Origin of the sequence: Oscillochloris sp. ZM17-4 (genome assembly GCF_019599295.1) — a bacterium.
Taxonomy (GTDB): Bacteria; Chloroflexota; Chloroflexia; order Chloroflexales; family Chloroflexaceae; genus Oscillochloris.
Window position 1 is genome coordinate 417,535 of the sequence record NZ_JAIEWN010000001.1, and the last position, 19,375, is coordinate 436,909.

The 19,375-nt window shown below is 70.4% G+C and carries 18 protein-coding genes; 5 read left to right on the plus strand and 13 right to left on the minus strand.

Translation table 11 applies throughout. From position 1 onward, the window contains the following. Window positions 1-16 precede the first annotated feature (16 nt). The 4 genes from K2Z83_RS01635 to K2Z83_RS01650 all read right to left on the minus strand — a co-directional run bounded on the left by K2Z83_RS01635 (window position 17) and on the right by K2Z83_RS01650 (window position 3,489). Window positions 17-658 carry a response regulator transcription factor gene (locus tag K2Z83_RS01635; protein WP_220593434.1) on the minus strand — a complete coding sequence of 214 codons (642 nt, stop codon included), beginning with the start codon at window positions 656-658 and terminating at the stop codon, window positions 17-19. Between the two features lie 69 nt (window positions 659-727). Further along, on the minus strand, window positions 728-2,014 hold the full coding sequence (locus tag K2Z83_RS01640; RefSeq protein WP_220593435.1) for a sensor histidine kinase: 1,287 nt from the start codon (window positions 2,012-2,014) through the stop codon (window positions 728-730). 187 nt (window positions 2,015-2,201) lie between these two features. Continuing rightward, a complete protein-coding gene (locus tag K2Z83_RS01645) occupies window positions 2,202-3,179 on the minus strand; it encodes a hypothetical protein (RefSeq protein ID WP_220593436.1) in 978 nt (325 codons plus the stop codon). A gap of 52 nt (window positions 3,180-3,231) precedes the next feature. Next, window positions 3,232-3,489, minus strand: coding sequence for a hypothetical protein (locus K2Z83_RS01650; protein ID WP_220593437.1), 258 nt, complete (start codon window positions 3,487-3,489; stop codon window positions 3,232-3,234). A 169-nt stretch (window positions 3,490-3,658) separates the two neighbouring features. Between K2Z83_RS01650 and K2Z83_RS01655 the strand changes: the two genes are divergently transcribed. Further along, a complete protein-coding gene (locus tag K2Z83_RS01655) occupies window positions 3,659-5,476 on the plus strand; it encodes a VWA domain-containing protein (RefSeq protein WP_220593438.1) in 1,818 nt (605 codons plus the stop codon). A gap of 46 nt (window positions 5,477-5,522) precedes the next feature. Then, window positions 5,523-6,938, plus strand: a complete 1,416-nt coding sequence (locus tag K2Z83_RS01660; RefSeq protein WP_220593439.1) for an MFS transporter — start codon at window positions 5,523-5,525, stop codon at window positions 6,936-6,938. Between the two features lie 41 nt (window positions 6,939-6,979). Here K2Z83_RS01660 and nth read toward each other — a convergent pair whose 3' ends face one another. Beyond that, window positions 6,980-7,657: an endonuclease III gene (gene nth / locus K2Z83_RS01665; protein ID WP_220593440.1), complete on the minus strand. Its 678-nt coding sequence runs from the start codon at window positions 7,655-7,657 to the stop codon at window positions 6,980-6,982. An 80-nt stretch (window positions 7,658-7,737) separates the two neighbouring features. Between nth and K2Z83_RS01670 the strand changes: the two genes are divergently transcribed. Continuing rightward, window positions 7,738-8,103, plus strand: a complete 366-nt coding sequence (locus K2Z83_RS01670) for a response regulator (RefSeq protein ID WP_220593441.1) — start codon at window positions 7,738-7,740, stop codon at window positions 8,101-8,103. Here the strand turns inward: K2Z83_RS01670 and K2Z83_RS01675 are convergent. Continuing rightward, on the minus strand, window positions 8,100-8,633 hold the full coding sequence (locus K2Z83_RS01675; protein ID WP_220593442.1) for a hypothetical protein: 534 nt from the start codon (window positions 8,631-8,633) through the stop codon (window positions 8,100-8,102). The two genes, K2Z83_RS01670 and K2Z83_RS01675, sit on opposite strands and share 4 nt — an antisense overlap. A gap of 132 nt (window positions 8,634-8,765) precedes the next feature. Here K2Z83_RS01675 and K2Z83_RS01680 point away from each other — a divergent pair, with 132 nt between their 5' ends. Both K2Z83_RS01680 and K2Z83_RS01685 read left to right on the plus strand, forming a co-directional pair. Next, window positions 8,766-9,149: a response regulator gene (locus tag K2Z83_RS01680; RefSeq protein WP_220593443.1), complete on the plus strand. Its 384-nt coding sequence runs from the start codon at window positions 8,766-8,768 to the stop codon at window positions 9,147-9,149. Continuing rightward, window positions 9,149-11,035 (plus strand): histidine kinase N-terminal 7TM domain-containing protein, encoded by a 1,887-nt coding sequence (locus tag K2Z83_RS01685; protein ID WP_220593444.1) that lies wholly within the window; start codon window positions 9,149-9,151, stop codon window positions 11,033-11,035. Before K2Z83_RS01680 ends, K2Z83_RS01685 begins: the two co-directional genes overlap by 1 nt. A gap of 7 nt (window positions 11,036-11,042) precedes the next feature. Here K2Z83_RS01685 and K2Z83_RS01690 read toward each other — a convergent pair whose 3' ends face one another. The 7 genes from K2Z83_RS01690 to K2Z83_RS01720 form a co-directional block, all read right to left on the minus strand. Continuing rightward, window positions 11,043-12,566: a peptidoglycan-binding protein gene (locus tag K2Z83_RS01690; RefSeq protein WP_220593445.1), complete on the minus strand. Its 1,524-nt coding sequence runs from the start codon at window positions 12,564-12,566 to the stop codon at window positions 11,043-11,045. Between the two features lie 91 nt (window positions 12,567-12,657). Next, on the minus strand, window positions 12,658-12,936 hold the full coding sequence (locus K2Z83_RS01695; RefSeq protein ID WP_220593446.1) for a hypothetical protein: 279 nt from the start codon (window positions 12,934-12,936) through the stop codon (window positions 12,658-12,660). Window positions 12,937-13,308: 372 nt separating this feature from the next. Next, window positions 13,309-15,120: a bifunctional UDP-sugar hydrolase/5'-nucleotidase gene (locus K2Z83_RS01700; RefSeq protein ID WP_220593447.1), complete on the minus strand. Its 1,812-nt coding sequence runs from the start codon at window positions 15,118-15,120 to the stop codon at window positions 13,309-13,311. A 189-nt stretch (window positions 15,121-15,309) separates the two neighbouring features. Continuing rightward, on the minus strand, window positions 15,310-16,683 hold the full coding sequence (locus tag K2Z83_RS01705) for an FAD-binding oxidoreductase (protein WP_220593448.1): 1,374 nt from the start codon (window positions 16,681-16,683) through the stop codon (window positions 15,310-15,312). A gap of 104 nt (window positions 16,684-16,787) precedes the next feature. Beyond that, a complete protein-coding gene (locus K2Z83_RS01710; protein ID WP_220593449.1) occupies window positions 16,788-17,828 on the minus strand; it encodes a zinc-dependent alcohol dehydrogenase family protein in 1,041 nt (346 codons plus the stop codon). A 100-nt stretch (window positions 17,829-17,928) separates the two neighbouring features. Continuing rightward, on the minus strand, window positions 17,929-18,885 hold the full coding sequence (locus K2Z83_RS01715; RefSeq protein ID WP_220593450.1) for a prohibitin family protein: 957 nt from the start codon (window positions 18,883-18,885) through the stop codon (window positions 17,929-17,931). Continuing rightward, window positions 18,872-19,084 (minus strand): hypothetical protein, encoded by a 213-nt coding sequence (locus tag K2Z83_RS01720; RefSeq protein ID WP_220593451.1) that lies wholly within the window; start codon window positions 19,082-19,084, stop codon window positions 18,872-18,874. Before K2Z83_RS01720 ends, K2Z83_RS01715 begins: the two co-directional genes overlap by 14 nt. Window positions 19,085-19,375 lie beyond the last annotated feature (291 nt).

The window sequence follows — 19,375 nt, forward strand, 5'->3', positions numbered from 1 at the left end:
AGTATTGCCGCTTTTGCTACTGTAGCGAGATCAGACCCTGGCGGGCGGCGATGCTGACGGCCTCGGTGCGGTTGGCGGCGCCGAGCTTGCCGAGGATGTTCTGGACGTGGACCTTGACGGTGCGCGGGGCGATGCCGAGGGCGGCGGCGATCGCGTCGTTGCTCTGGCCGCGGCCGAGCAGGGCGAGCACCTCAAGCTCGCGGGCGGTGAGCGGCTCCGGGCCGCCGCCGCCCACGCCGGCCACCAGGCGCGCGGCCACCTCGGGCGAGAGCTGGGTCTGCCCGCGGCGCACGGCCTGGATGGCGGCCACCAGCTCGTCCGCCGAGGCATCCTTGAGCAGGTAGCCCTGGGCACCGGCGCGCAGGGCGGTGAAGATGAACTCGTCGGTGGCGTAGGTGGTGAGCACCAGGATGCGCGCGGCCGGGTCGAGGGTGCGGATGCGCCGGGTGGCCTCGGCGCCGTCCACGCCGGGCATCTGCAGGTCCATGAGCACCACGTCGGGGCGCAGGCGCGCGTACAGCTCCAGGGCGGCCGCGCCGCCGGCGGCCTCGCCGACGATGGCGATGCCCGGCTCGTCCTCAAACAGGGCCACCAGGCCCTCGCGCACGATGCGCTGGTCCTCGACGATCAGGATGCGGGTTGGCGCGCTGTCGCTCATTGGCGCTCCTAAAAACGCTATGTACGATGGTCCGTATGGACAGCTTTGCTGTCCATACGGACCATCGTACTAAACTTCTCGGGGCGCAGCCCCGGGGATGTGTAACGCCACGCGGGCGCCCGCGCCGGGCGCGCTGTCCACCTCCAGGGCGCCGCCGGCCAGCCTGGCCCGCTCGCGCAGGCTGACCAGGCCGAATCCGCCGCCGCCCGCCGGCGGCGCGGCCGGGTCGAATCCGCGCCCGTCGTCGCTGACCCAGACCTGGACTCCGCCGCCCTCGGAGCAGGAACCGACCTCGACGCTGGCGGCCCCGGCGTGCTTCTCGATATTTTGCAGCGCCTCCTGGACGATCCGCAGGGCCTGGATGGCCCGCTCGCCGGGAAGGTCGAGGGGCGGCCCGCTGTGACGGTAGCTGGCGGCCAGGCCGGTGCGCTCGGCGAAGCGGCGGGCCTGTTCAGCCAGGGCCGCCCCGAGGTCATCGCCGGGGATCTCGGGCGCGGCCAGCGCCCACACGCTGCGCCGCACGTCGGCGAGGGTCTCGCGGGCGAGGACGTGGGCGCGGCCGAGGCGGGCGCGCATGCGCTCGGGGTCGCGGTCGGCGGCGCGCTGGGCCGCCTCGATCTGCATGGTCACGGCGGTGAGACCCTGGGCGATCGTGTCGTGCAGCTCGCGGGCGATGCGGTTGCGCTCGGCGAGCGTGGCGGCGGCGGCGTTCTTGGCGGCCAGCCGCGCGTTCTCGGCGGCCAGGGCGGCCAGCGCGTCGCGCTCGTGGGCCAGGGCGGACGCCAGGGCGGTGGCCTCGCGCCGCGCGGCGGCGTGCTCGAAGGCGATTCGCACCGCCGCGTACATGAAGAGCATCACCACTCCGTAGACCGCCGGGGAGACCAGCATGGCGCCGGGGTCCGGGCCGACGCCGACCCGCAGGCCGAGGGCCATCAGGCCGAGGTAGAGCGCGCCCACGGCGGCGGCGCGCAGGGGCGGGAGTGAGATCACAGCGATCACGAAGGGCACGGTGAAGGCGAGCGGCTGGATGTAGCGGTCGCCGCTGAGCGCCAGAAGCGCGCAGACGAGCAGGCCGGCGGCCAGCAGGTAGCCGCCGATGTAGCGGTAGGCGGCGCTCGCCGCGCCGCCCCAGGTGAGGTAGGCGATGACCATGCCGACGTAGATGATCCCGACGCCGCTGTAGGCCGCCGTCCGTGCGAAGCCCCAGCCGCCGGCGACGCCCTGGGCCAGGGGGAGGGCGGTGGCGAGCAGGGCGGCGATGATCCCCGAGAGGTTCAGGGGCACGCTGAACCCGCCTGGCCCGATCGCGTAGTCGATCAGGTCAATCTGGACCTCGGTATCATTTGGCTCGCTCATCGGCTCCCCAGGTATGTGTGCGGGTATTGTACACGGCGTAGGGCCGAAGCATTCGCCTGGCTCGCTTTGCGAGCCAGGCGAATGCTTCGGCCCTACGGGTGCGGGCGGGCGACGGGTGCGGGCGGGCGACGGGTGCGGGCGGGCGACGGGTGCGGGCGGGCGACGGGTGCGGGCGGGTGCCGCCGGGCTACGCCCGCCGCCCTCCCGCCATCGCCGCAGCGGCGCCCGCCGCCACCGCCACGACGAGGGCCGCGCCGACGCCGAGGGTGAGGGCGTCGGGGGCGAGCAGCGGCTGGGCGCGCAGGGCCTGCCAGGCCAGCAGCAGCACCAGCCCCAGGTAGCCCGCGCCGGCCACGCCCACCAGGGCGGTCTGTCGGCCCACCCCCAGGCGACGGCGGCGGCCGACCAGCCAGCCGATGAAGGGCAGCACCTGCATGGCGTGCAGGCCCACGAAGTGGCTCACGCGGATGTCGCCGCCCTGGGTGCTCCAGCCGACGATCGGCAGCCCGGGGGCGTCGTCGGGCGCGCCGACCGCGTGGGCGCCGGAGACCGTCATCGCGCCGCCGGCGGCCACGCTGGCCTGCTGCGCGGCGGTGGTCGTGGTCATCAGGAAGCCCAGCCCCGCGCCGACCAGGGTGATCACAATGCCAGAGCGCAGGGCCAGGGCCATGGGCCGGTCGGCCATGCGCTGGGCCACCAGGGCGACGGCGAGCAGCAGCCCCATGACCCAGAGCAGCATGATGAAGATGCCCATGGTGCTGAAGAGGGCCGCGTTGAGCGGCGTGGACACGTTGAAGTGGCTGGTGGTGCCGCGGACAACCTGGAGCACGATCACGACCATCTCGACCATGAAGGCGACGGCAGTGAGGCTTGCGGCCACCCCGGCCATGCGGCGCAGGCGCGGCCCGCGCACAAAGCCGAGCATCCAGATGAAGGTGAAGGAGTAGATCGCGATCGAGATGGCGAACTTGGCCGGCTTCATCCAGGCCGGCGCCCCGGTGATCAGCCGTGGGTCGATCGCCAGGCCGATCAGGGCGATCAGCAGGGTCGGCACCATGGCCAGCCCGACGAGGGTGAGCGGCCAGTTTGCGGCCCAGGCGCGGGCGAGCGCGCCGCGCAGGTCGAGGCCGGTGGATAGGCGGGGGGCGGTGGATATCGAGCTCATGGGGGTTCTCCTGGATGGGCGCAGCGCGCTGCGCCCGGACTTTCGCTATCGCTCAGCCCCTCCCGCGCGCGCGGTCGAGCAGCAGCAGGGCCACGCCGACGCCGATCAGCAGCAGGGGCAGCGGGCTGACGCTCAGCGCCAGCGGCGTCATCAGCGCGGCCAGCAGCGGCGCGGCCGCCGCGCCCACGCCCTTCGCCAGCCAGATCGCGGGCCAGATCAGCCAGAGCGACCAGAGTGGAAAGCCGCCCGCGCCGCGCCGCCCGCCCTCAGCGGTCATCACCCCGCCGCGCTGCCTCTCTTGTGTACACATTGCAATCCCTCCGTTTGTGCTTATATGTGATGGCCCCAGCATAGCGCGCCGCCCGCCCCGGCACATCGTCAGGGCGGGCGGCCTGTGAGGGCGGAAGGTACGAGGCTGGGACTATGTCGAAAGGACTAGCGGTGTAGCACCGATCCGCGATAGGTGCTACAGTACGTGCATGACGCTCTCGTTCATCTTCCCCCCCGCGCTCTGGGCGCTGCTGCTGCTTCCGCTGCTCTGGCTGCTGGCGTGGCTCACCCGCAGCGTGAACACTGCGCGGATCGGACGGGCGCGCGCCATCGCGCTGCTGACACTGCGCAGCCTGATGCTCGCCGCTCTCGTGCTCGCCCTGTCCGGCGCCCAGGTGGTGCGGGCCGTGAGCGACACCGCCGTGGTCTTCCTGATCGACGGCAGCGACTCGGTCGCCCCGGCCCTGCGCGAGCGCGCCCTGGCCTACGCCAACGAGGCGATCGCCGCCGCCGGCCCGCGCGACCAGTCCGCCGTGGTGGTCTTCGGCGGCTCGTCGGCCGTCGAGCGGGCGCCCGCGCCCGCCGCGCCCCTGCGCCGCCTCAGCTCGGCGGTCGTCGGCAGCCGCACCAATATCGCCGACGCCATCCAGCTCGGCCTGGCCCTGCTTCCCGCCGACGCGCAGAAGCGCCTGGTGCTGCTCTCGGACGGCGGCGAGAACGCGGGGCGCGCCGCCGACGCCGCCCGCCTCGCCGCCCTGCGCGGCATCCCGATCGAGGTGGTGCCGCTCTCCGGCCTCAGCGGCGACGATGTGCTGATATCGGCCCTGGCCGCCCCCGCCAGCGCCCGCGAGGGCCAGAACCTGACGGTGCGCGTCCGCGCCCAGAGCAGCGTCGCCGGCCCGGCCCGCATCGAGGTCTTCGCCGACGGACAGCTGATCGCCGCCCAGGACGTGAGCCTGCCCGTCGGGCTGAGCGAGTTCAGCCTGAGCGTGCCGGCCGGACAGGCCGGGTTTCGCCGCATCGAGGCCCGCATCGATGCCCCCGCCGACACGCAGCCGCTCAATAACCGGGCCGCCGCCTTCACCCAGGTGACCGGCCCGCCGCGCATCCTGCTCGTCGCCTCGGCCGCCGACCGCGCCGCGCCCCTCCAGGGCGCCCTCGCCGCCGCCGGCATGCGCGTCGATCTTGTCCTGCCCGCCCAGATCCCCGCCGACCAGATCCGCCTGCGCGACTACGCTGCCGTCATCCTGGTGGATGTCCCGGCCTCGGCGGTGCCCAGCGTCGCCCAGGACGCCCTCGTCTCGTATGTGCGCAACCAGGGCGGCGGCCTGGCCATGATCGGCGGCTCCGAGGCCTTCGGCGCCGGCGGCTGGCGGCGCACGGCGCTCGCCGAGGCGCTGCCCATCGAGCTCGATCCGCCGGCGAAGCAGGATCGGCCCGGCCTCGGCCTGGCCCTGGTGATCGATCGCAGCGGCAGCATGGGCGAGCCGGTCGATGGCGCGCGCACCAAGCTCGACCTCGCCAAGGAGGCGGTCTACCAGGCCACCCTTGGCCTCGCCCGCAGCGACCAGATCGGGGTCTTCGTCTTCGACGATACCGCGCAGACGGCGCTGCCCATGCAGCCCCTGCCCGACCTGCTCGCCATCGAGGACGCCCTGGCCGGGGTCAGCGAGGGCGGCGGCACCGACATCCGCGCGGGGATCGATCTCGCGACCGGCGCGATCAGCCAGACCGACGCCCGGATCAAGCATGTGATCCTGCTGACCGACGGGCAGGCCAGCGATAACTACGCCGACCTGATCGACCAGATGCGCGCCGACGGCGTGACGATCACGATCGTCGCGATCGGCTCCGACGCCAACCCAAACCTGGCGGCGATCGCGAGCCGGGGCGGCGGCGCCTTCTACAACGTCGGCAGCGCCGCGGACGTGCCGCAGATCGCTTCAGCCGCCCGCCCCGGGATACGCTGCACGACGTTACGCCACACCCGACCAAAGGCCGCCCGCGCCCGCGCCGCCGCGTGCTAAAATAGCCCCATCTTCCCGCCCGTCTTCCACCACACCAGGAGGCTCCATGGCCGACAGCGCCGTCAGCAGCGCCGCGCCCGCCGCACCCGCCGGTCGTCTCTCCTTCGCCAGCAAGCTCGCCTTTGGCGCCGGCGACCTCTCGCCCGGCATGGCCGCGATCATCGTCGGCTTCTTCCAGGCCCTCTTCCTCACCACCGTGGCCGGCATGAGCCCGAGCGCCGTGGGGGCCATCCTGCTGCTCGGCCGGGTCTGGGACGCGATCACCGACCCCTGGATGGGCCTGATCAGCGACCGCACCCGCTCGCGGCTGGGCCGCCGCCGGATCTGGATGCTCGTCGGCGCGGCGCCCTTCGGCCTGCTCTACTTCCTGCTCTGGTTCTCGCCGCCCTTCGGCGACGTGGGCAAGTTCCTCTACTACCTGGTGGTCATCCTCTTCTTCAACACGGCCTACACCGTGGTGAACGTGCCCTACACCTCGCTCACCGCCGAGCTGACCAGCGACTACGATGAGCGCACCAGCCTGAACTCCTTCCGCTTCGCCTTCAGCATCGGCGGCAGCCTGGTGGCCGGGATCATCCACGGCCTCCTGATCACCCGCTTCTGCGCCGACGCCAACGCCTGCCTGCCCGCCGAGTCGCGCGCGGGCTACATGCTCTCGGCCGCGATCTTCGGCGTGGTCATGGTGCTGCCCTTCCTCTGGTGCGTCGCCGGCACCCGCGAGCGCTACGCCCCGCCGGCGGCACCGTCCGCCTCGGCCTCGATCATCGGCCAGCTGAAGGTGGCCGTCGGCAACCGGCCCTTCCTCTTCGTGATCGGGATCTACCTCTGCTCCTGGATGGCCCTCCAGATCACGCAGAACGTGATCGGCTTCTACCTGACCTTCTACCTCAAGCGGGCCGACCTCTTCCCGCTGGTGCTGCTGGCCGTCCAGGGCTCGGCGATGGTCTTCCTCTTTGTCTGGAGCGCGGCGAGCCGCAAGATCGGCAAGCAGAACACCTACTACGCCGGGATGATCTTCTGGATCCTGGTGCAGTCCGGCCTGTTCTTCCTGCCCTCCGACCAGGCCATGACGGCGGTGTTCCTGGCGGCCCTGGCCGGCGTCGGCATCGCCACGGCCTACCTGGTGCCCTGGAGCATGCTGCCCGACGTGATCGACCTCGACGAGCTGAACACCGGCGAGCGCCGCGAGGGCGTCTTCTACGGGGTGATGACCTTCACCCAGAAGACCTGCGTGGGCCTGGGGATCGCCCTGACCCTGCAGTCCCTCCAGTGGTACGGGTTCGACGGCAGCCTGCTGCCTGGCCAGCAGCCCGAGAGCGCCCTCACCGCCCTGCGCTGGATGGTCGGCCCGCTGCCCACGGTCATCCTGCTGATCGGGATCGTGCTGGTCTACCGCTACCCGCTCACCAAGCAGCGCCACGCCGAGATCCTGGCCGAGCTGGCCCGGCGCAAGGCCGCCTGACCCAGAGGGTCGCAGGGAGAGTTGCACTCTCCCTGCGACCCTCACCGGCTCCGCACCACCCCGACTCGCGCGCAGTGCTCCGCCAGCGGGCAGACGCTGCAGCGCGGCGAGGTCGGGTGGCAGATGTTCTGGCCGAGGGTGACGAGCAGGTTGTTGATCGGGATCCAGTGCTGCCTGGGCAGGTAGGCGCGCAGGGCCAGCTCGGTGGCGTCGGGGCTTTTGGCCGCCACATAGCCCCAGCGGTTGGTGATCCGGTGGACGTGGATGTCCACGCAGATGCCGGGCAGCCCGTAGCCCGCCGTCACCACCAGGTTGGCCGTCTTGCGGCCGACGCCGGGCAGCTCCAGGAGCGCGTCGAGGCCCGAGGGCACCGCGCCGCCGTAGCGGTCGATCAGGATCGCGCAGATCTGCACGATGCTGCGGGCCTTGGTGCGGTAGAAGCCCACCGGGTAGATCAGCTCGGCCAGGCGATCCTCGCCGAGGGCCAGGGTGGCCTCGGGCGTGTCGGCCACGCCGAAGAGGCGCGGCGCCACCACGGCGGTGAGGGTGTCCTTGGTGCGCAGGCTGAGGATAGTGGCCACCAGGATGCGGAAGGGAGTCTGCCGCTCGTCGCCCATCTGGTCGATCAGGGGCTGTGTGAAGGCCGGCATCGCCTGCGACAAGATCTGCATGACCTCATCGATGGGAAAGTCGGGGCGCGGCGGCGCGGGTAGTGTCATGGGCGTGTAATCCTCCTCAGCGCGACGTTGTGTTATCATAGCCGCATAGCGAGTGCTGCACAAACATGTAGGAAAAGGCGATGGCCAAGATATTGCTCGTTGAAGATAACGAGATGAACCGTGACATGCTCTCGCGGCGGCTTCAGCGCAAGGGCTACGATGTCGTGATCGCGATCGATGGCGAGCAGGGCGTGGCCATGGCGCGTTCCGAGCTGCCCGACCTGATCCTGATGGACATGAGCCTGCCTATCCTCGATGGGTGGGAGGCCACCCGCGCGATCAAGGCCACCCCCGAGATCACCGCCGTGCCGGTGATCGCCCTCACCGCCCACGCCATGGCCGGCGATCAGGAGAAGTGCTTCGAGGCCGGCTGCGACGACTACGACACCAAGCCGGTCGATCTGCCGCGCCTGCTGGCGAAGATCGAGTCGCTGCTCAAGGGCTAGTCGAGGCGTAGCGCCTCGTCGTCGCGGAGGTCGAGCGTCACCGCCGCGCGCAGCCCGCAGGCCGCCGCCAGCGCCTCGATCACCAGCTGCGTGACGAGCCCCTCCTGACCCGCTCGCCCGCGCCCCTTGCTGAGCGTGAGGGCGTATGTTCGCAGGATGCCCGCCCCACAGATCGCGATCGCGCAGCGGTCGTCGCCGCGCCGCGCCCGGTCGGTGGCGATGGCCGCCGTGCAGCCCAGCCCCAGCAGCGGCCCGCCGCCCTCGGCGAGCTCCCCCGCCCGCGCGTAGGCCCGCGCGGCCAGCGCCCGCGCCGTCGCCGCGCCCACCGCCTGGGCGGGCGCCTCGCCCAGGAACCCCGCCAGCGAGCGCGGCGCGTAGCAGTCGATCGCCTCAAGCAGCGTGCGAGAAGATCCGGGCACCCGGTGCAGCTCCCAGAGCGCCTGGCTGCCGGCGCCCGCGAATGCGTAGACGATCCGTGGCGGCGCCGCGTGGATCTGGCCGATCAGCAGCTGGTTTGGCAAAACCGTCACCTTCTATGCCCTTCCTGTGCACCGTTCTGTCGAAACGCTCACTATACATTTCCAGAGAATCTGGCACAATAAAGATCCCCGATCTGGGGGTAGATACGATTAGGAATGAAACGTCCGGGAGTAAACCCTACCATGGCACATGTTCTAGTGGTTGAAGATGACTGGATGCACCGGGATTTCCTTGTCCGGCTGCTGCAGATTAAGGGCTACGAGGTACAGGTCGCCACCAGCGGCGAAGCCGCGATGAGTGAGATAGGCCGCCACGTGCCCGACGCGGTGGTGCTCGACATGGGCCTGCCCGGCATCAGCGGCTACGAGGTTGCCCGCCTGATCCGCACTGGCGAGGCGACGAGCCACCTCCCAATTGTGGCCCTCACCGCCTTCGCCCTCGGCGAGGACTACGACCGGGCCATGCAGTCTGGCTGCGATGCGTTTGAGACGAAGCCCGTCGACCTGGATGCGCTCCACGCAAAGCTCCAGACACTCATCGAACGCCATAACGTGCAGTCTCTCTGATGCAGTACCACCTGACCGCCTACGCACTCCTGCCCCTCTGCACTGCGGTGGTGTCGGCGATGCTGGCCTTCGAGACATGGCGGCGGCGCAGCGACCCGGCCAGCATATCATTTATTGCCCTGACCGTCCTGGTGTCTATCTGGAGCTTCGGCAATGCGTTCGAGCTATCGAGCGCCAATGAGGCGACGGCCTTCTTCTGGGTGCGGATCGAGTATCTGGCCATTGTGAGCGTGCCCGTGGCCTGGCTCGTGATGATGCTCGCCTTCGCCGAGCGGCGCAACACCCTCAACAGCACCTGGATCGCCTCGCTGCTGGTCGTCCCGCTGATCACCACGGCGATCATCTGGTCGAGCGCGGCCATGCCGCTGTTCTGGCGCGAGTTTGTGATCGAGACCCTCAGCCCGCTCACGGTCATCCGGGTCGAGCGCGGCCCCTGGTTCTGGGCGCACACCGCCTACTCCTACCTGATGCTCGCTGGCGGCACCTTTATCCTGGTGCGCAGCCTGGTGAGCGCCACGGGATTCTACCGCGACCAGAGCCTCGCGCTGCTGCTGGGCGCCGCCGCCCCCTGGCTGGTGAACATCTTCTACGTCTTTGATCTGATCCCGAGGGCCTTCCCTGACCCTACCGCCCTCGCCTTTGTGATCACCGGGCTGGCCTTTAGCTGGGCCATGCGCGACGCCGGGCTCTTCGAGCTTGGCCCGGTAGCCCACCGCGAGGTGTTCCAGCAGATGAGCGACGGCGTTGTGGTGCTCGACCCGCTCAACCGGATCGTGGATCTGAACGCCACCGCCGCCGCCGCCTTCGAGCTCCCCTCCCGCCGGCTGATCGGCCAGCCCTTCCGCCAGATTATGGCGAACTGGCCCGATCTGATAGATCGCTATAGCGATCTGCTCACCAGCGACGAGGGCACAACAACCGAGATCGGCATCCGTGTCGGCGAGGAGCTGCTGGTCTATGATCTTCAGGTGACCATGGTCAGGGGGCCGCGCGGCAAGCTCAACGGGCGCATGCTGGTCTGGCGCGACATCACGGCGCTTAAGCAGGCCATGGCCCGCATCGAGCTCCAGAACGAGCGGCTGGAGAACCAGGCGCTCGCCCTTCAGGAGGCGAAGGCGGCGGCCGAGGCCGGCAGTCAGGCCAAGAGCGTCTTCCTCACCACCATGAGCCACGAGCTGCGCACGCCGCTCAGCGCGATGCTCGGCTACACCGACCTGATCCAGTACGATATTGCGGAGAACGACACCGACGCCCTCAACCGCGACCTGGCCAATATCAAGATCGCCGGCGAGCACCTGCTGCGCATGATCGGCGGCATCCTCGACTATGCCAAGATCGAGGCCGGCAAGATGAAGCTCGACCTGCAGACATTTCTCGTCCAAGGGCTAGTCGTTGAGGCCTTGGCCTCGGTTCGCCCCCAGATCGAGCGGAACACGAATCGCCTGAACTTAGAGATCGCTGCGGATGTCGGCACGATGCACGCCGATCCGATCAAGGTGCGCCAGGTGCTGATCAATCTGCTCTCGAACGCCGCCAAATTCACCCAGTCCGGGGTGGTCACGCTGCGCGTCTGGTCCACGACCGATTGCACATCGATGGATGGATCGGAGATCAGCGCTGGACAAGCTGCCAGCGCCAGCCGGAAACCGGCCATGATCTTTGAGGTGAGCGACACAGGGACGGGGATGACGGAGGAGCAGCTCAGCCAGCTCTTTCAAGACTTCACGCAGGTGATCTCCAGCCCGCCCGGCCAGATTGGCACCGGGCTCGGGCTGGCGCTCAGCCAGAAGCTGTGCAACCTTATGGGCGGGAGGATCACGGTCGAGAGCCGGCCCGGCGAGGGCACGACCTTCACGGTGGTCCTCCCCACGCAGGTTGTCGCCTAATGCAATGCTATGGCCTGCCGAGCAGCGCCTGCCACGTCGCGCAGTCGAGCGCGTCGCCGGTCGGCAGGCTGCGGCTCGCCTGGAACGCGCGCAGGGCGGCGCGGGTCTGGTCGCCGAAGTAGCCATCGGGGGCGCCGGCGGCGAATCCCTGGGCTCCAAGGCGGGCCTGGAGGTCGGCCGCGCCGGCCGAGAACACGCGCGAATCGGGCGGCTGCCAGCCGACCTGGGGCAGCAGGGCACAGTCGCCCGCGTAGAGCGGCTGCGCGCTGTCGGCCCAGCGCAGCTGCGCGCCGAAGATGTTGGTCGGCACGGCCGGCCCGCCGCCGCTGTCGAGCCATATCAGGCGGCCCGCCGAGCCACCGCCGGCGCTGTCCGAGGATGTGATCATGGCACCGCTGGCGTCGTCGCGCCAGAGCACCTCGCCGACCTGGTAGCTGTCCTGGCGCAGCGGGGTGATTGCGCCGTCGGGCGATACGCGGACCATCTGCGGGGTGAAGGGGTAGTCCCAGCTGAAGATGTCGCCCGGGGCCAGCTCGTAGAGCGCGTAGACATCGCCGTCACGCATCTGGCGGGCGCCAGTGACGAGCGGGACATCGCTCCCCGTCTGCGCTATCAGCGCGCGCTGGGCGCCGGTCTCCGCGTCGATTTGGTTGAGCCCGTAGGCGATGTCGGGGCCGGGGCCTCCGCCGACGACGGTGACCGCCGAGCCGTCCACGCTCCAGGCCTCGCCCTCGCAGCAGGTGGGCTCGCTGCGCGTGGGCGCGTCACCCCCGGCGCTGATGATCACCAGCTCGCCGCCGGGGATGGCCGGGCCGGCCATGTTGTAGGCCCAGAGCAGCAGCCGCTGGCCGGCCCCATCATAGGCGACGGGCGTGTAGGCCCATGCGGTGCCGTCGGGCGGCTCCTGGCCCTCTATGTCATCATCGGCGATCAGCAGGCTGGCCTGTCCAGTCTCCAGGGAGACCGCCCAGACTCCGGCGGTCGCGCCCAGCTCCGGCGCGGCGTCGTCGATGCGCACGGCCACCGTCCGCCCGTCGGGGCTCACCCGGGGCGTGCTGAGCTGGCCGGAGATCAGCTCGCGGCGCCCGCCGCCGTCGAGGGCCACCAGGGTGCGCAGGCTATCGTCGCCGTAGATGTAGGCGATCTCCCCCCCGTTGGAGGCCACATCGTAGTCGACCACCGGCTGCTGCTCGAAGGTGATCTGGGCGACGGTGCCGCCGTCACGCTCCACGCGCATGATCTGGCCGCCGTCGGCGGCAGTGACGTAGACCGCGGCTGGCAGCGCGGGCAGCTGAGCGATCGGCGTTGGCGTAGGCGGCGCGGCGGGCGCCGGGGTGGCTGTCGGGAAGGGCGTGGGGGTGGCTGTCGGCTGATCCGTCGCGGGCGCCGCTGTGGCCGTCGCCTCTGTCGGCGGCGCGGTCGGGGCCTGTGCGGAGGGCGGGGCGACCCCGCCGCAGGCGGCGAGGGCGAGGGTGAGCAGGAGCAGCGCGGCGGGGGCCGCGCTGCGTCGGATGTGCTCGCTGAGGCTCATAGGGTGCCACCTGTACTATCGTGATCCTTCCATCGAAGTCGTTCTGGCACCCCGCGCCCCTCCCAAGCCAGGACACCAGCGCGGATGGAGACTAGTCATCAGATCCAGAGGATGAATCCCCGCCGGAGCTATCGCCATCCCACGAGCCACCGCCGCCGTGCATATCTCCCCAGCCGCCGCTGTCGTGGCTGTGGCTGTGGCTATGGCTATGGCTATGGCCCGTGTCGGAATCAGTAGGGGTGAACGAGGGCGAGGTCGGGTCGTTCCACGCATCGTGCGTCGTCTGCCCCGGGGCCTGGTGGGGGCGCAGGCGGCTGATCACGAACACGACGCCGATGATCAGGGCGGCCACTACTACAAATGATAGCATCGCGACCTCTTGGATAATACACCTTGGCAGCCTACTGGAAGTATAGCATGGGGGTGCGCCTCGGGTATGTTATCCTGAGGAGAGCGTCAGGGCGGAGGCAAAGCCGCCGCCAGCGGAGGCTGGGGGTGAGGGATGTGCGAGACGGTAAAGTAAAACCGGCCCTTCTGAAACCTTGTCTTTAAAGCAAATACCTGGATGGACTCAAGAACTGCCAAAACAAAGCACCTGATCGGCTCCGCGAGCGTGTGCTGGACGCGGCGACATCATCACGGAAGCTGCGCCGGAGCCGAATTCCGTGAGCCATTACACGGAAGACGGCGCCAGCAACGCTGGCGCCGAATTCCGTGAGCCGTGCTGTGCGGGCGAGGATCCCTACTCGGCCTCGACGGCCTCGGCCTCGACGGCCTCGGGCAGCTCGACGCGGGCGGCGCGTCGGCGCAGGGCCAGGCCGCCGGCGAGGGCGCTGGCGCCGAGGCTGGCCAGCATGCCGAGCGGCTCAAGCAGGCCGGCGCTGGTGTTCGGCAGGGTGGCGGGCACGGTGGGGGCGGGCGTGCTGGGCGCGGGGGCCGTGGCGCCTGAGCCGGCGCCGACGGCGATGCGGCCATCGACCGCCGGGCTGACCGGCGAGTTCGCGGCGATGTAGTCCTGCACCACATCGGCCAGGATGAGGCCGGTGTCGAGCGGGTTGCTGCCCCTGGTGAAGGCGGTGTAGCCATCGCCGCCGGTGAGCATGAAGTTGTTCGTGACCACGCGGAAAGTGGCGGCCGGGTCCATCGGTGCGCCGTTGTAGCTCACGCTGGTGACGCGGCTGTTCGGCGGCAGGGCTGGGTCGTAGGTGAAGCTGAAGCCGGCGATCTGCGGGAAGCGTCCGGCGCCGCTCTCGACCTGGCTGACGCCGTTATCGACGGCCTCCTTCACCTGAGCGCCGGTGACGTCGATTGTGGCCAGCGTGTTGCCGAAGGGCAGCACCTCGAGCACCTGGCCGACGGTGACGGGGCCGGCGGGGATGGCGGCGCGGATGCCGCCGCCGTTGGTGATCACAAGCTGGCCGCCGCGCGAGCGGGTCTTCTCCAGCATCGCGTCGGCCACGAGGTTGCCCAGGTTCGTCTCCTTGGCGCGCACGTTGGTGCGGGTGCCGTCCAGCTCGACCGCGGCCGATCCGATCACCGTGGAGCGCAGGGCGTTCAGCGGGGCGGCGAGGACGGCGATGCGGTTCTCGAAGCCGGGGTCGGCCGCGAGCGAGGGCAGCACCTCGGTCGGGTTGCCGATGATATCGGTGACGGTGCCCTCGCTGTTAAACGACAGCGTCATGTCGCCGAGCCAGCGGCCCCACTCCCAGTCGGTGGCGACCACGACGGGCTTGCCGTCGGGGGCGGCGATCAGCTCGGGGTAGGGCGGGGTGCCCACATTGTTCATCGGGCCCATAGGGGTGTGCGAGTGGCCGCCGATGATCAGGCTGATGCCGGAGACCTGGCGGGCGATCTCGCGGTCGACCGTGATGCCCACGTGGGTCAGGCCGATGATCGTGAAGGCGCCGGCCGCCTTGAGGGCGGCGACCTGGGCCTTGGCGGCCTCGATCGCCGAGCTGAAGCTGACATCAGGCCCGGAGTTGGAGAGCTCGGCGACGTCCTCGGGGGTCAGGCTGAAGATGCCGATCTTCTTGCCGCCCTTCTCGATGATCGTGTTCGGCTTGTAGAGGCCGTCCAGGGCCGAGCCGGGCGTCACGCTGACGTTGGCGCTGAGCACGGGGAAGCTGGCGCGCTTGATGAATTCGGCCAGCGCCGCCGGCCCCTTGTCGAACTCGTGGTTGCCGATGGCCATGGCCTCGTAGCCCATCGCGTTGTAGAACTCGAGGTCGGCCATGCCGTTGTACTCGTTGAAGAAGAGCGTGCCCTGAAAAATGTCGCCGGCGTCCACCAGCAGCACGGGCAGGGGCTCGGTCGCGCGGACGTTGTCGATCAGCGGCTTGCGCCGCGAGACGCCGCCGTGCAGGAGGGCGGTGCCGTTGAGCACTGGCTCGATGCGGGCGTGGTGGTCGTTCGTGTGCAGGACGCGCATGCGGAACGCGGGCGACTCCTGGGCCATGGCCACGCGGTAGCTGCCGTCGCTGTAGACCATGAGCAGCGCGCCGGCGCCGATGGCCATGCTGCTCTTGAGGAACTTCCGCCGTGAGATCTTCTCCATCTCTTGGTCTCTCCTCTGCTCTTCTCTTCTATAAGTTAGGACGGGAAGGGCGGGCGTATGGTAAACCAGGAAGAGGATCTTGTAAAGGGGGGGCGAGAGCGGATTCGTCGCCCCCGCAGTGTTTTTCTTGTTGGGGTTGGCTGGCTTCGCCGGCCAACCCCAACAAGAAACCGGGTCTGGGGCTTCGCCCTAGAGCTGCCCCACGTCGCCCCACTGCTCCAGCAGCGCCTGGTAGGCCGGGTCGGTGTAGCGCTCCAGGCGGAAGGCCGCCGCGTAGGCGGGCAGGGCCTCGCCGCAGATGTGGGCGGCCACCAGCTCGCCGGCGGCGCAGGCGCCCATCACGCCGAAGCCGGAGAGCGCGCAGACCATATAGGCGCCCTCGACCTGCATGGGGCCGATCAGGGGCCGGTTCTCGCGGGTGCGCGTGTAGTAGCCGCCGTCGAGGTAGGCCCGTGGGATGCGGCCGAAGTAGCCGCGCAGGCCGGGGAGGATGGCGCTCAGGCCGCGTATGACAATCTCGGGGAACTCGGGGTCGAGCGGCGGCGGGAAGCGCGGCTCGGCCTCGGCCTCGTTATACTCCCAGAGCATGAGCAGCTGCCGGCTGCCGCCCTCGCCCTCGGGGCGGCAGTGGGCGCTTGTGCCGAGCACCCCGGCCATCCAGGCGGTCTCCGGGTTCTCCAGCAGCGCCGCGCGCTCCTCCTCGTCCCAGCCCAGGCCGGCCGGGTCGGCCGCGATGATCATCGGCGCGTCGCGGGCCACCGCGCCCATCCCGTCGTCGATCGATGCCTTGAGGTGGAGCTGGTTGATGATCGGCAGCTCTACGCCGAGCAGCCCGGCGACCTGGCCGGCCAGCGGGCCGGCGGCGTTCACGAAGATGGGCGTGGACAGCTCGACGCTGCCCCCCGGCGTTGCCACCGTCACCCCGGCGACGCGCCCGCCGGCCAGGGCGACCCGCTCGACGCTGCCGCGCAGCACGCGGGCGCCGGCCGCGCGGGCGCGCTCCAGCAGCAGGCTGCCGAGCTGCTGGGCGCTCAGCCAGCCGCAGCGGCGGGCGTGCAGCACGGCCAGGGTGTCCGCGCCCAGGTAGGGGAAGTGCTCCCGGATGAGCCGCTGGTCGGTGATCAGGTCGGCTCCGTCGGGCTGGCCCCGCCATCCGTGGGCCGGCGGGGGGAGGTAGGACGACTGGCCCGGCCGGTGCTCCCGCAGCTGGCCGGCGCCCAGGCCGGTTATCTCCTCGGCGGCGCGGCGCAGATCGGCCACGCCCTCGGGGCGCGCGGTGGCGTAGAGGTAGCCGCGCCGGTTCAGCCGGATGCGGTTGTCCGTCTCCTCGGCCAGGGCCTCGATCATGTCGATGCTGCGCGACATCAGGGCGACCATCGCGTCGCCGGGGCCGGGCCACCAGTTGCGGTAGCACTCGGTCGACTTGTCGCTCGTCAGGGCCAGCGGGTCGCCCCGCTCGACCAGGACGATCTCACGTATGCCGCGGCGGGCCAGCTCATAGGACACGGCGGCCCCGGCGATCCCCGCGCCGCAGATGACGGCCTCGGCGGTATGTTGAGTCATCACTCTTTCTCTCCTAGGGTGTTGGGGCGCAGCAGTGCGGATGTGCGCTGGCGCAGAGCGCCAGCGCACATCCGCACTGCTGCGCCCCAACTGCTGCGCCCTTCTTACAACCGGTCGATCACCGCCACCCCGACGCCGGGTAAGCCGCCCATGGCCGGGAGCTCGACCGGCACATCGGCGAGGGCGACGGTGCGGCCAACCAGGCGCTGGGGGCGCAGCGTGCCGGCCTGGATCATGGCCAGCATCGCGTCGTAGCGGTGGGCCTGCATGCCGTGGCTGCCCAGGATCTCCAGCTCGTTCGCGATCACCCGGTCCATCGGGATGGCCGGGCGGCTCTGCTCGGCCAGCAGCAGGCCGACCTGCACGTGCCGCCCGCGCTTGCGCAGGCCGGCGATCGAGCTGAAGCAGGTGGCCGGGCTGCCCAGCGCGTCCAGCGAGAGGTGCGCGCCGCCGCCGGTGATCGCGATGATCTCGGCGGCCACGTCCGCCACCTCGCCGGCGTGTACCGTCGCGAGGGCGCCGAGGTCGCGGGCCAGCGCCAGCTTCTCGTCGGCGATATCCACCGCCACCACCTGGGCTCCCAGGGCGGCGGCGATCATCACCGCCGAGAGGCCCACCCCGCCGCAGCCGTGGACTGCCACCCACTGCCCGGCCGAGACGCGCCCCCGGTCGACCACGGCGCGGAAGGAGGTGGCGAAGCGACAGCCCAGGCTCGCCGCCGTCACGTCATCAATATCGTCGGGCAGGGCCACCAGGTTGGCGTCGGCGCGCTGGATGGCCACATACTCGGCGAAGGAGCCCCAGTGGGTGAACCCCGGCTGGAACTGGCTGTCGCAGACCTGCTGGTTTCCCGAGGCGCACTGCGGGCAGCTGCCGCAGCCGCAGACGAAGGGCATTGTCACCCGCTCGCCCACCCGCCAGCGCGTCACGCCCGCGCCGAGGGCAGCCACGGTGCCGGCCAGCTCGTGGCCCGGCACGTGGGGCAGGGTGATGTCGGGGTCGTGGCCCACCCAGCCGTGCCAGTCGCTGCGGCAGAGGCCGGTCGCCGCCACGCGGATGACCACCCCGCCGGGCGGGGGCGTCGGGTCGGGCACGGTCTGGATGGAGATCGGGCCGCCGAAGGTCTCGTAGATCGCCGCGCGCATATATCACCTCCAGTGCATCGGTTTCCCCCATGGTAGGGCCGAAACATCCGCGAGGCAAGTGCCCCGGCCACCCCCCACCCCCCGCCTGGAACCCCACCACTTACGGCGCGACGGTGCCGCTGATGATGCCGGAGGCGTCGATCAGCGGCGTCGCCCCGCCGGTGAACACGGGAAGCTTGCCGTCCCAGCGCTGGAGCTGCTCGTACTGGATGAGCTCGGGCGTGAGGCTCTTGGCGAGCTTGAGGTTGGCCTCGGCCTGGGCGTCGGCCTTGATGCGGGTGGCGGCGGCCTCGCCCTCGGCCTGGGCCTGGAGCGCCTGGGCCTGGCCCTGGGCCACGACCTTGTCCTGGTCGGCCTTGATCCGCGCCTGATCCAGCTGGTACTTCTGCTGCTCGGCCTGCTGCTGGGCCTCGATCTTGTTGGTGAGCGCCTGCTGGAGCGTGTCGGGCAGGTGTACCTCGCGCACGCCGAAGGAGATCAGGGTCAGGTGGCGGCGGGCGAACTCGTCGTTGAGCGCCTTGGTGATCTTGTTGGTGATCTCGGCGCGCTGGCTGGAGACGATCTGCTCCCAGGTGTAGCCGGCGGCCACGGCCGGCACCTGGGTGCGGGTGTACTGGCGCACCACCCGGTCCTCGACCACGCTGATGTTGGCGCCGCCCCAGTCCTGGTAGAGCTGCCCGGCCTCGTCGCGGATGACCTGGTACTGGATCACCACATCCAGGTTGAGCTGCTGGCCCTCGCTGCTCTGGATCTTGATGCTGTCGTCGCCAGCTGCGGACCCCTCGCCGCTATGTAGCACCATGGCGTAGTTCTGGATGGTGACGGGGTACTCCTGGATGGCCTGGGTGAAGGGGTTGATGAAGGCCCAGCCCGGCTCCAGGGCGCCGGCGGTGACCTGATGGTTGGCCTTGTCGAAGACGATGCCGACGTAGCCGGGCTCGATGTTGCGCCAGGAGGCGAACATCAGGCCGAGCAGGAGGAGGGCGACGGCGGCGACGATCATGAGGGTAATGATCCGGCCGCCGGCGGCGCGGATGGGCGGGCTACTGCGGGTCATAGGGCAGATCCTTTCGGGTAGGCTCGGATTCCTCAGGCGGCGATTCAGTCTCAGCCAGGGAGTCTTCGCTCACGTCGTCGAGGGACTGCCGCAGGGCGCGCAGCTCGCGTAGGACGATGGGGGCGATGGCTAGCCCTAGCTGCCACGCCACGACGATCAGCAGGATCGCCACGGCCGCCTCTAGCAGCGTAGGACTCATGGGGGTTCTCCTGTCGGCCGCTCGGGTTGGCTGACTCTCTCATGATACGCTGATCGCCGCCCGCTGGGATCAGGAAAGGCTTTGGGTTGTGGTGTGCGGGCGAGCTCCGCACCGCCGCGCCGCAGCCCGCCCGGCGGCAGGGCTGATACAACGTCCTGAGTGCCCCAAGGCGGGCGGCTGAAGCCGCGCCGACGGGGCGCGTTGCGCCAGGCGTCGGCCTGCGCCGACGCCGGAACCGCCCGCACAGGCGGGCGGCTGGCCGCAGGCCCCGCGGCGCGGCTTCAGTCGCCA

What these genes read in the sequence shown, in the direction of transcription:
- K2Z83_RS01635 (WP_220593434.1), bottom strand. Translation starts at nt 658, where the DNA reads ATGAGCGACAGCGCGCCAACCCGCATCCTGATCGTCGAGGACCAGCGC.
- K2Z83_RS01690 (WP_220593445.1), bottom strand. Translation starts at nt 12,566, where the DNA reads ATGAGCCTCAGCGAGCACATCCGACGCAGCGCGGCCCCCGCCGCGCTG.
- K2Z83_RS01715 (WP_220593450.1), bottom strand. Translation starts at nt 18,885, where the DNA reads ATGACCCGCAGTAGCCCGCCCATCCGCGCCGCCGGCGGCCGGATCATT.
- nth (WP_220593440.1), bottom strand. Translation starts at nt 7,657, where the DNA reads ATGACACTACCCGCGCCGCCGCGCCCCGACTTTCCCATCGATGAGGTC.
- K2Z83_RS01680 (WP_220593443.1), top strand. Translation starts at nt 8,766, where the DNA reads ATGGCACATGTTCTAGTGGTTGAAGATGACTGGATGCACCGGGATTTC.
- K2Z83_RS01655 (WP_220593438.1), top strand. Translation starts at nt 3,659, where the DNA reads ATGACGCTCTCGTTCATCTTCCCCCCCGCGCTCTGGGCGCTGCTGCTG.
- K2Z83_RS01640 (WP_220593435.1), bottom strand. Translation starts at nt 2,014, where the DNA reads ATGAGCGAGCCAAATGATACCGAGGTCCAGATTGACCTGATCGACTAC.
- K2Z83_RS01705 (WP_220593448.1), bottom strand. Translation starts at nt 16,683, where the DNA reads ATGACTCAACATACCGCCGAGGCCGTCATCTGCGGCGCGGGGATCGCC.
- K2Z83_RS01650 (WP_220593437.1), bottom strand. Translation starts at nt 3,489, where the DNA reads ATGTGTACACAAGAGAGGCAGCGCGGCGGGGTGATGACCGCTGAGGGC.
- K2Z83_RS01670 (WP_220593441.1), top strand. Translation starts at nt 7,738, where the DNA reads ATGGCCAAGATATTGCTCGTTGAAGATAACGAGATGAACCGTGACATG.
- K2Z83_RS01645 (WP_220593436.1), bottom strand. Translation starts at nt 3,179, where the DNA reads ATGAGCTCGATATCCACCGCCCCCCGCCTATCCACCGGCCTCGACCTG.
- K2Z83_RS01700 (WP_220593447.1), bottom strand. Translation starts at nt 15,120, where the DNA reads ATGGAGAAGATCTCACGGCGGAAGTTCCTCAAGAGCAGCATGGCCATC.
- K2Z83_RS01710 (WP_220593449.1), bottom strand. Translation starts at nt 17,828, where the DNA reads ATGCGCGCGGCGATCTACGAGACCTTCGGCGGCCCGATCTCCATCCAG.
- K2Z83_RS01695 (WP_220593446.1), bottom strand. Translation starts at nt 12,936, where the DNA reads ATGCTATCATTTGTAGTAGTGGCCGCCCTGATCATCGGCGTCGTGTTC.
- K2Z83_RS01660 (WP_220593439.1), top strand. Translation starts at nt 5,523, where the DNA reads ATGGCCGACAGCGCCGTCAGCAGCGCCGCGCCCGCCGCACCCGCCGGT.
- K2Z83_RS01720 (WP_220593451.1), bottom strand. Translation starts at nt 19,084, where the DNA reads ATGAGTCCTACGCTGCTAGAGGCGGCCGTGGCGATCCTGCTGATCGTC.
- K2Z83_RS01685 (WP_220593444.1), top strand. Translation starts at nt 9,149, where the DNA reads ATGCAGTACCACCTGACCGCCTACGCACTCCTGCCCCTCTGCACTGCG.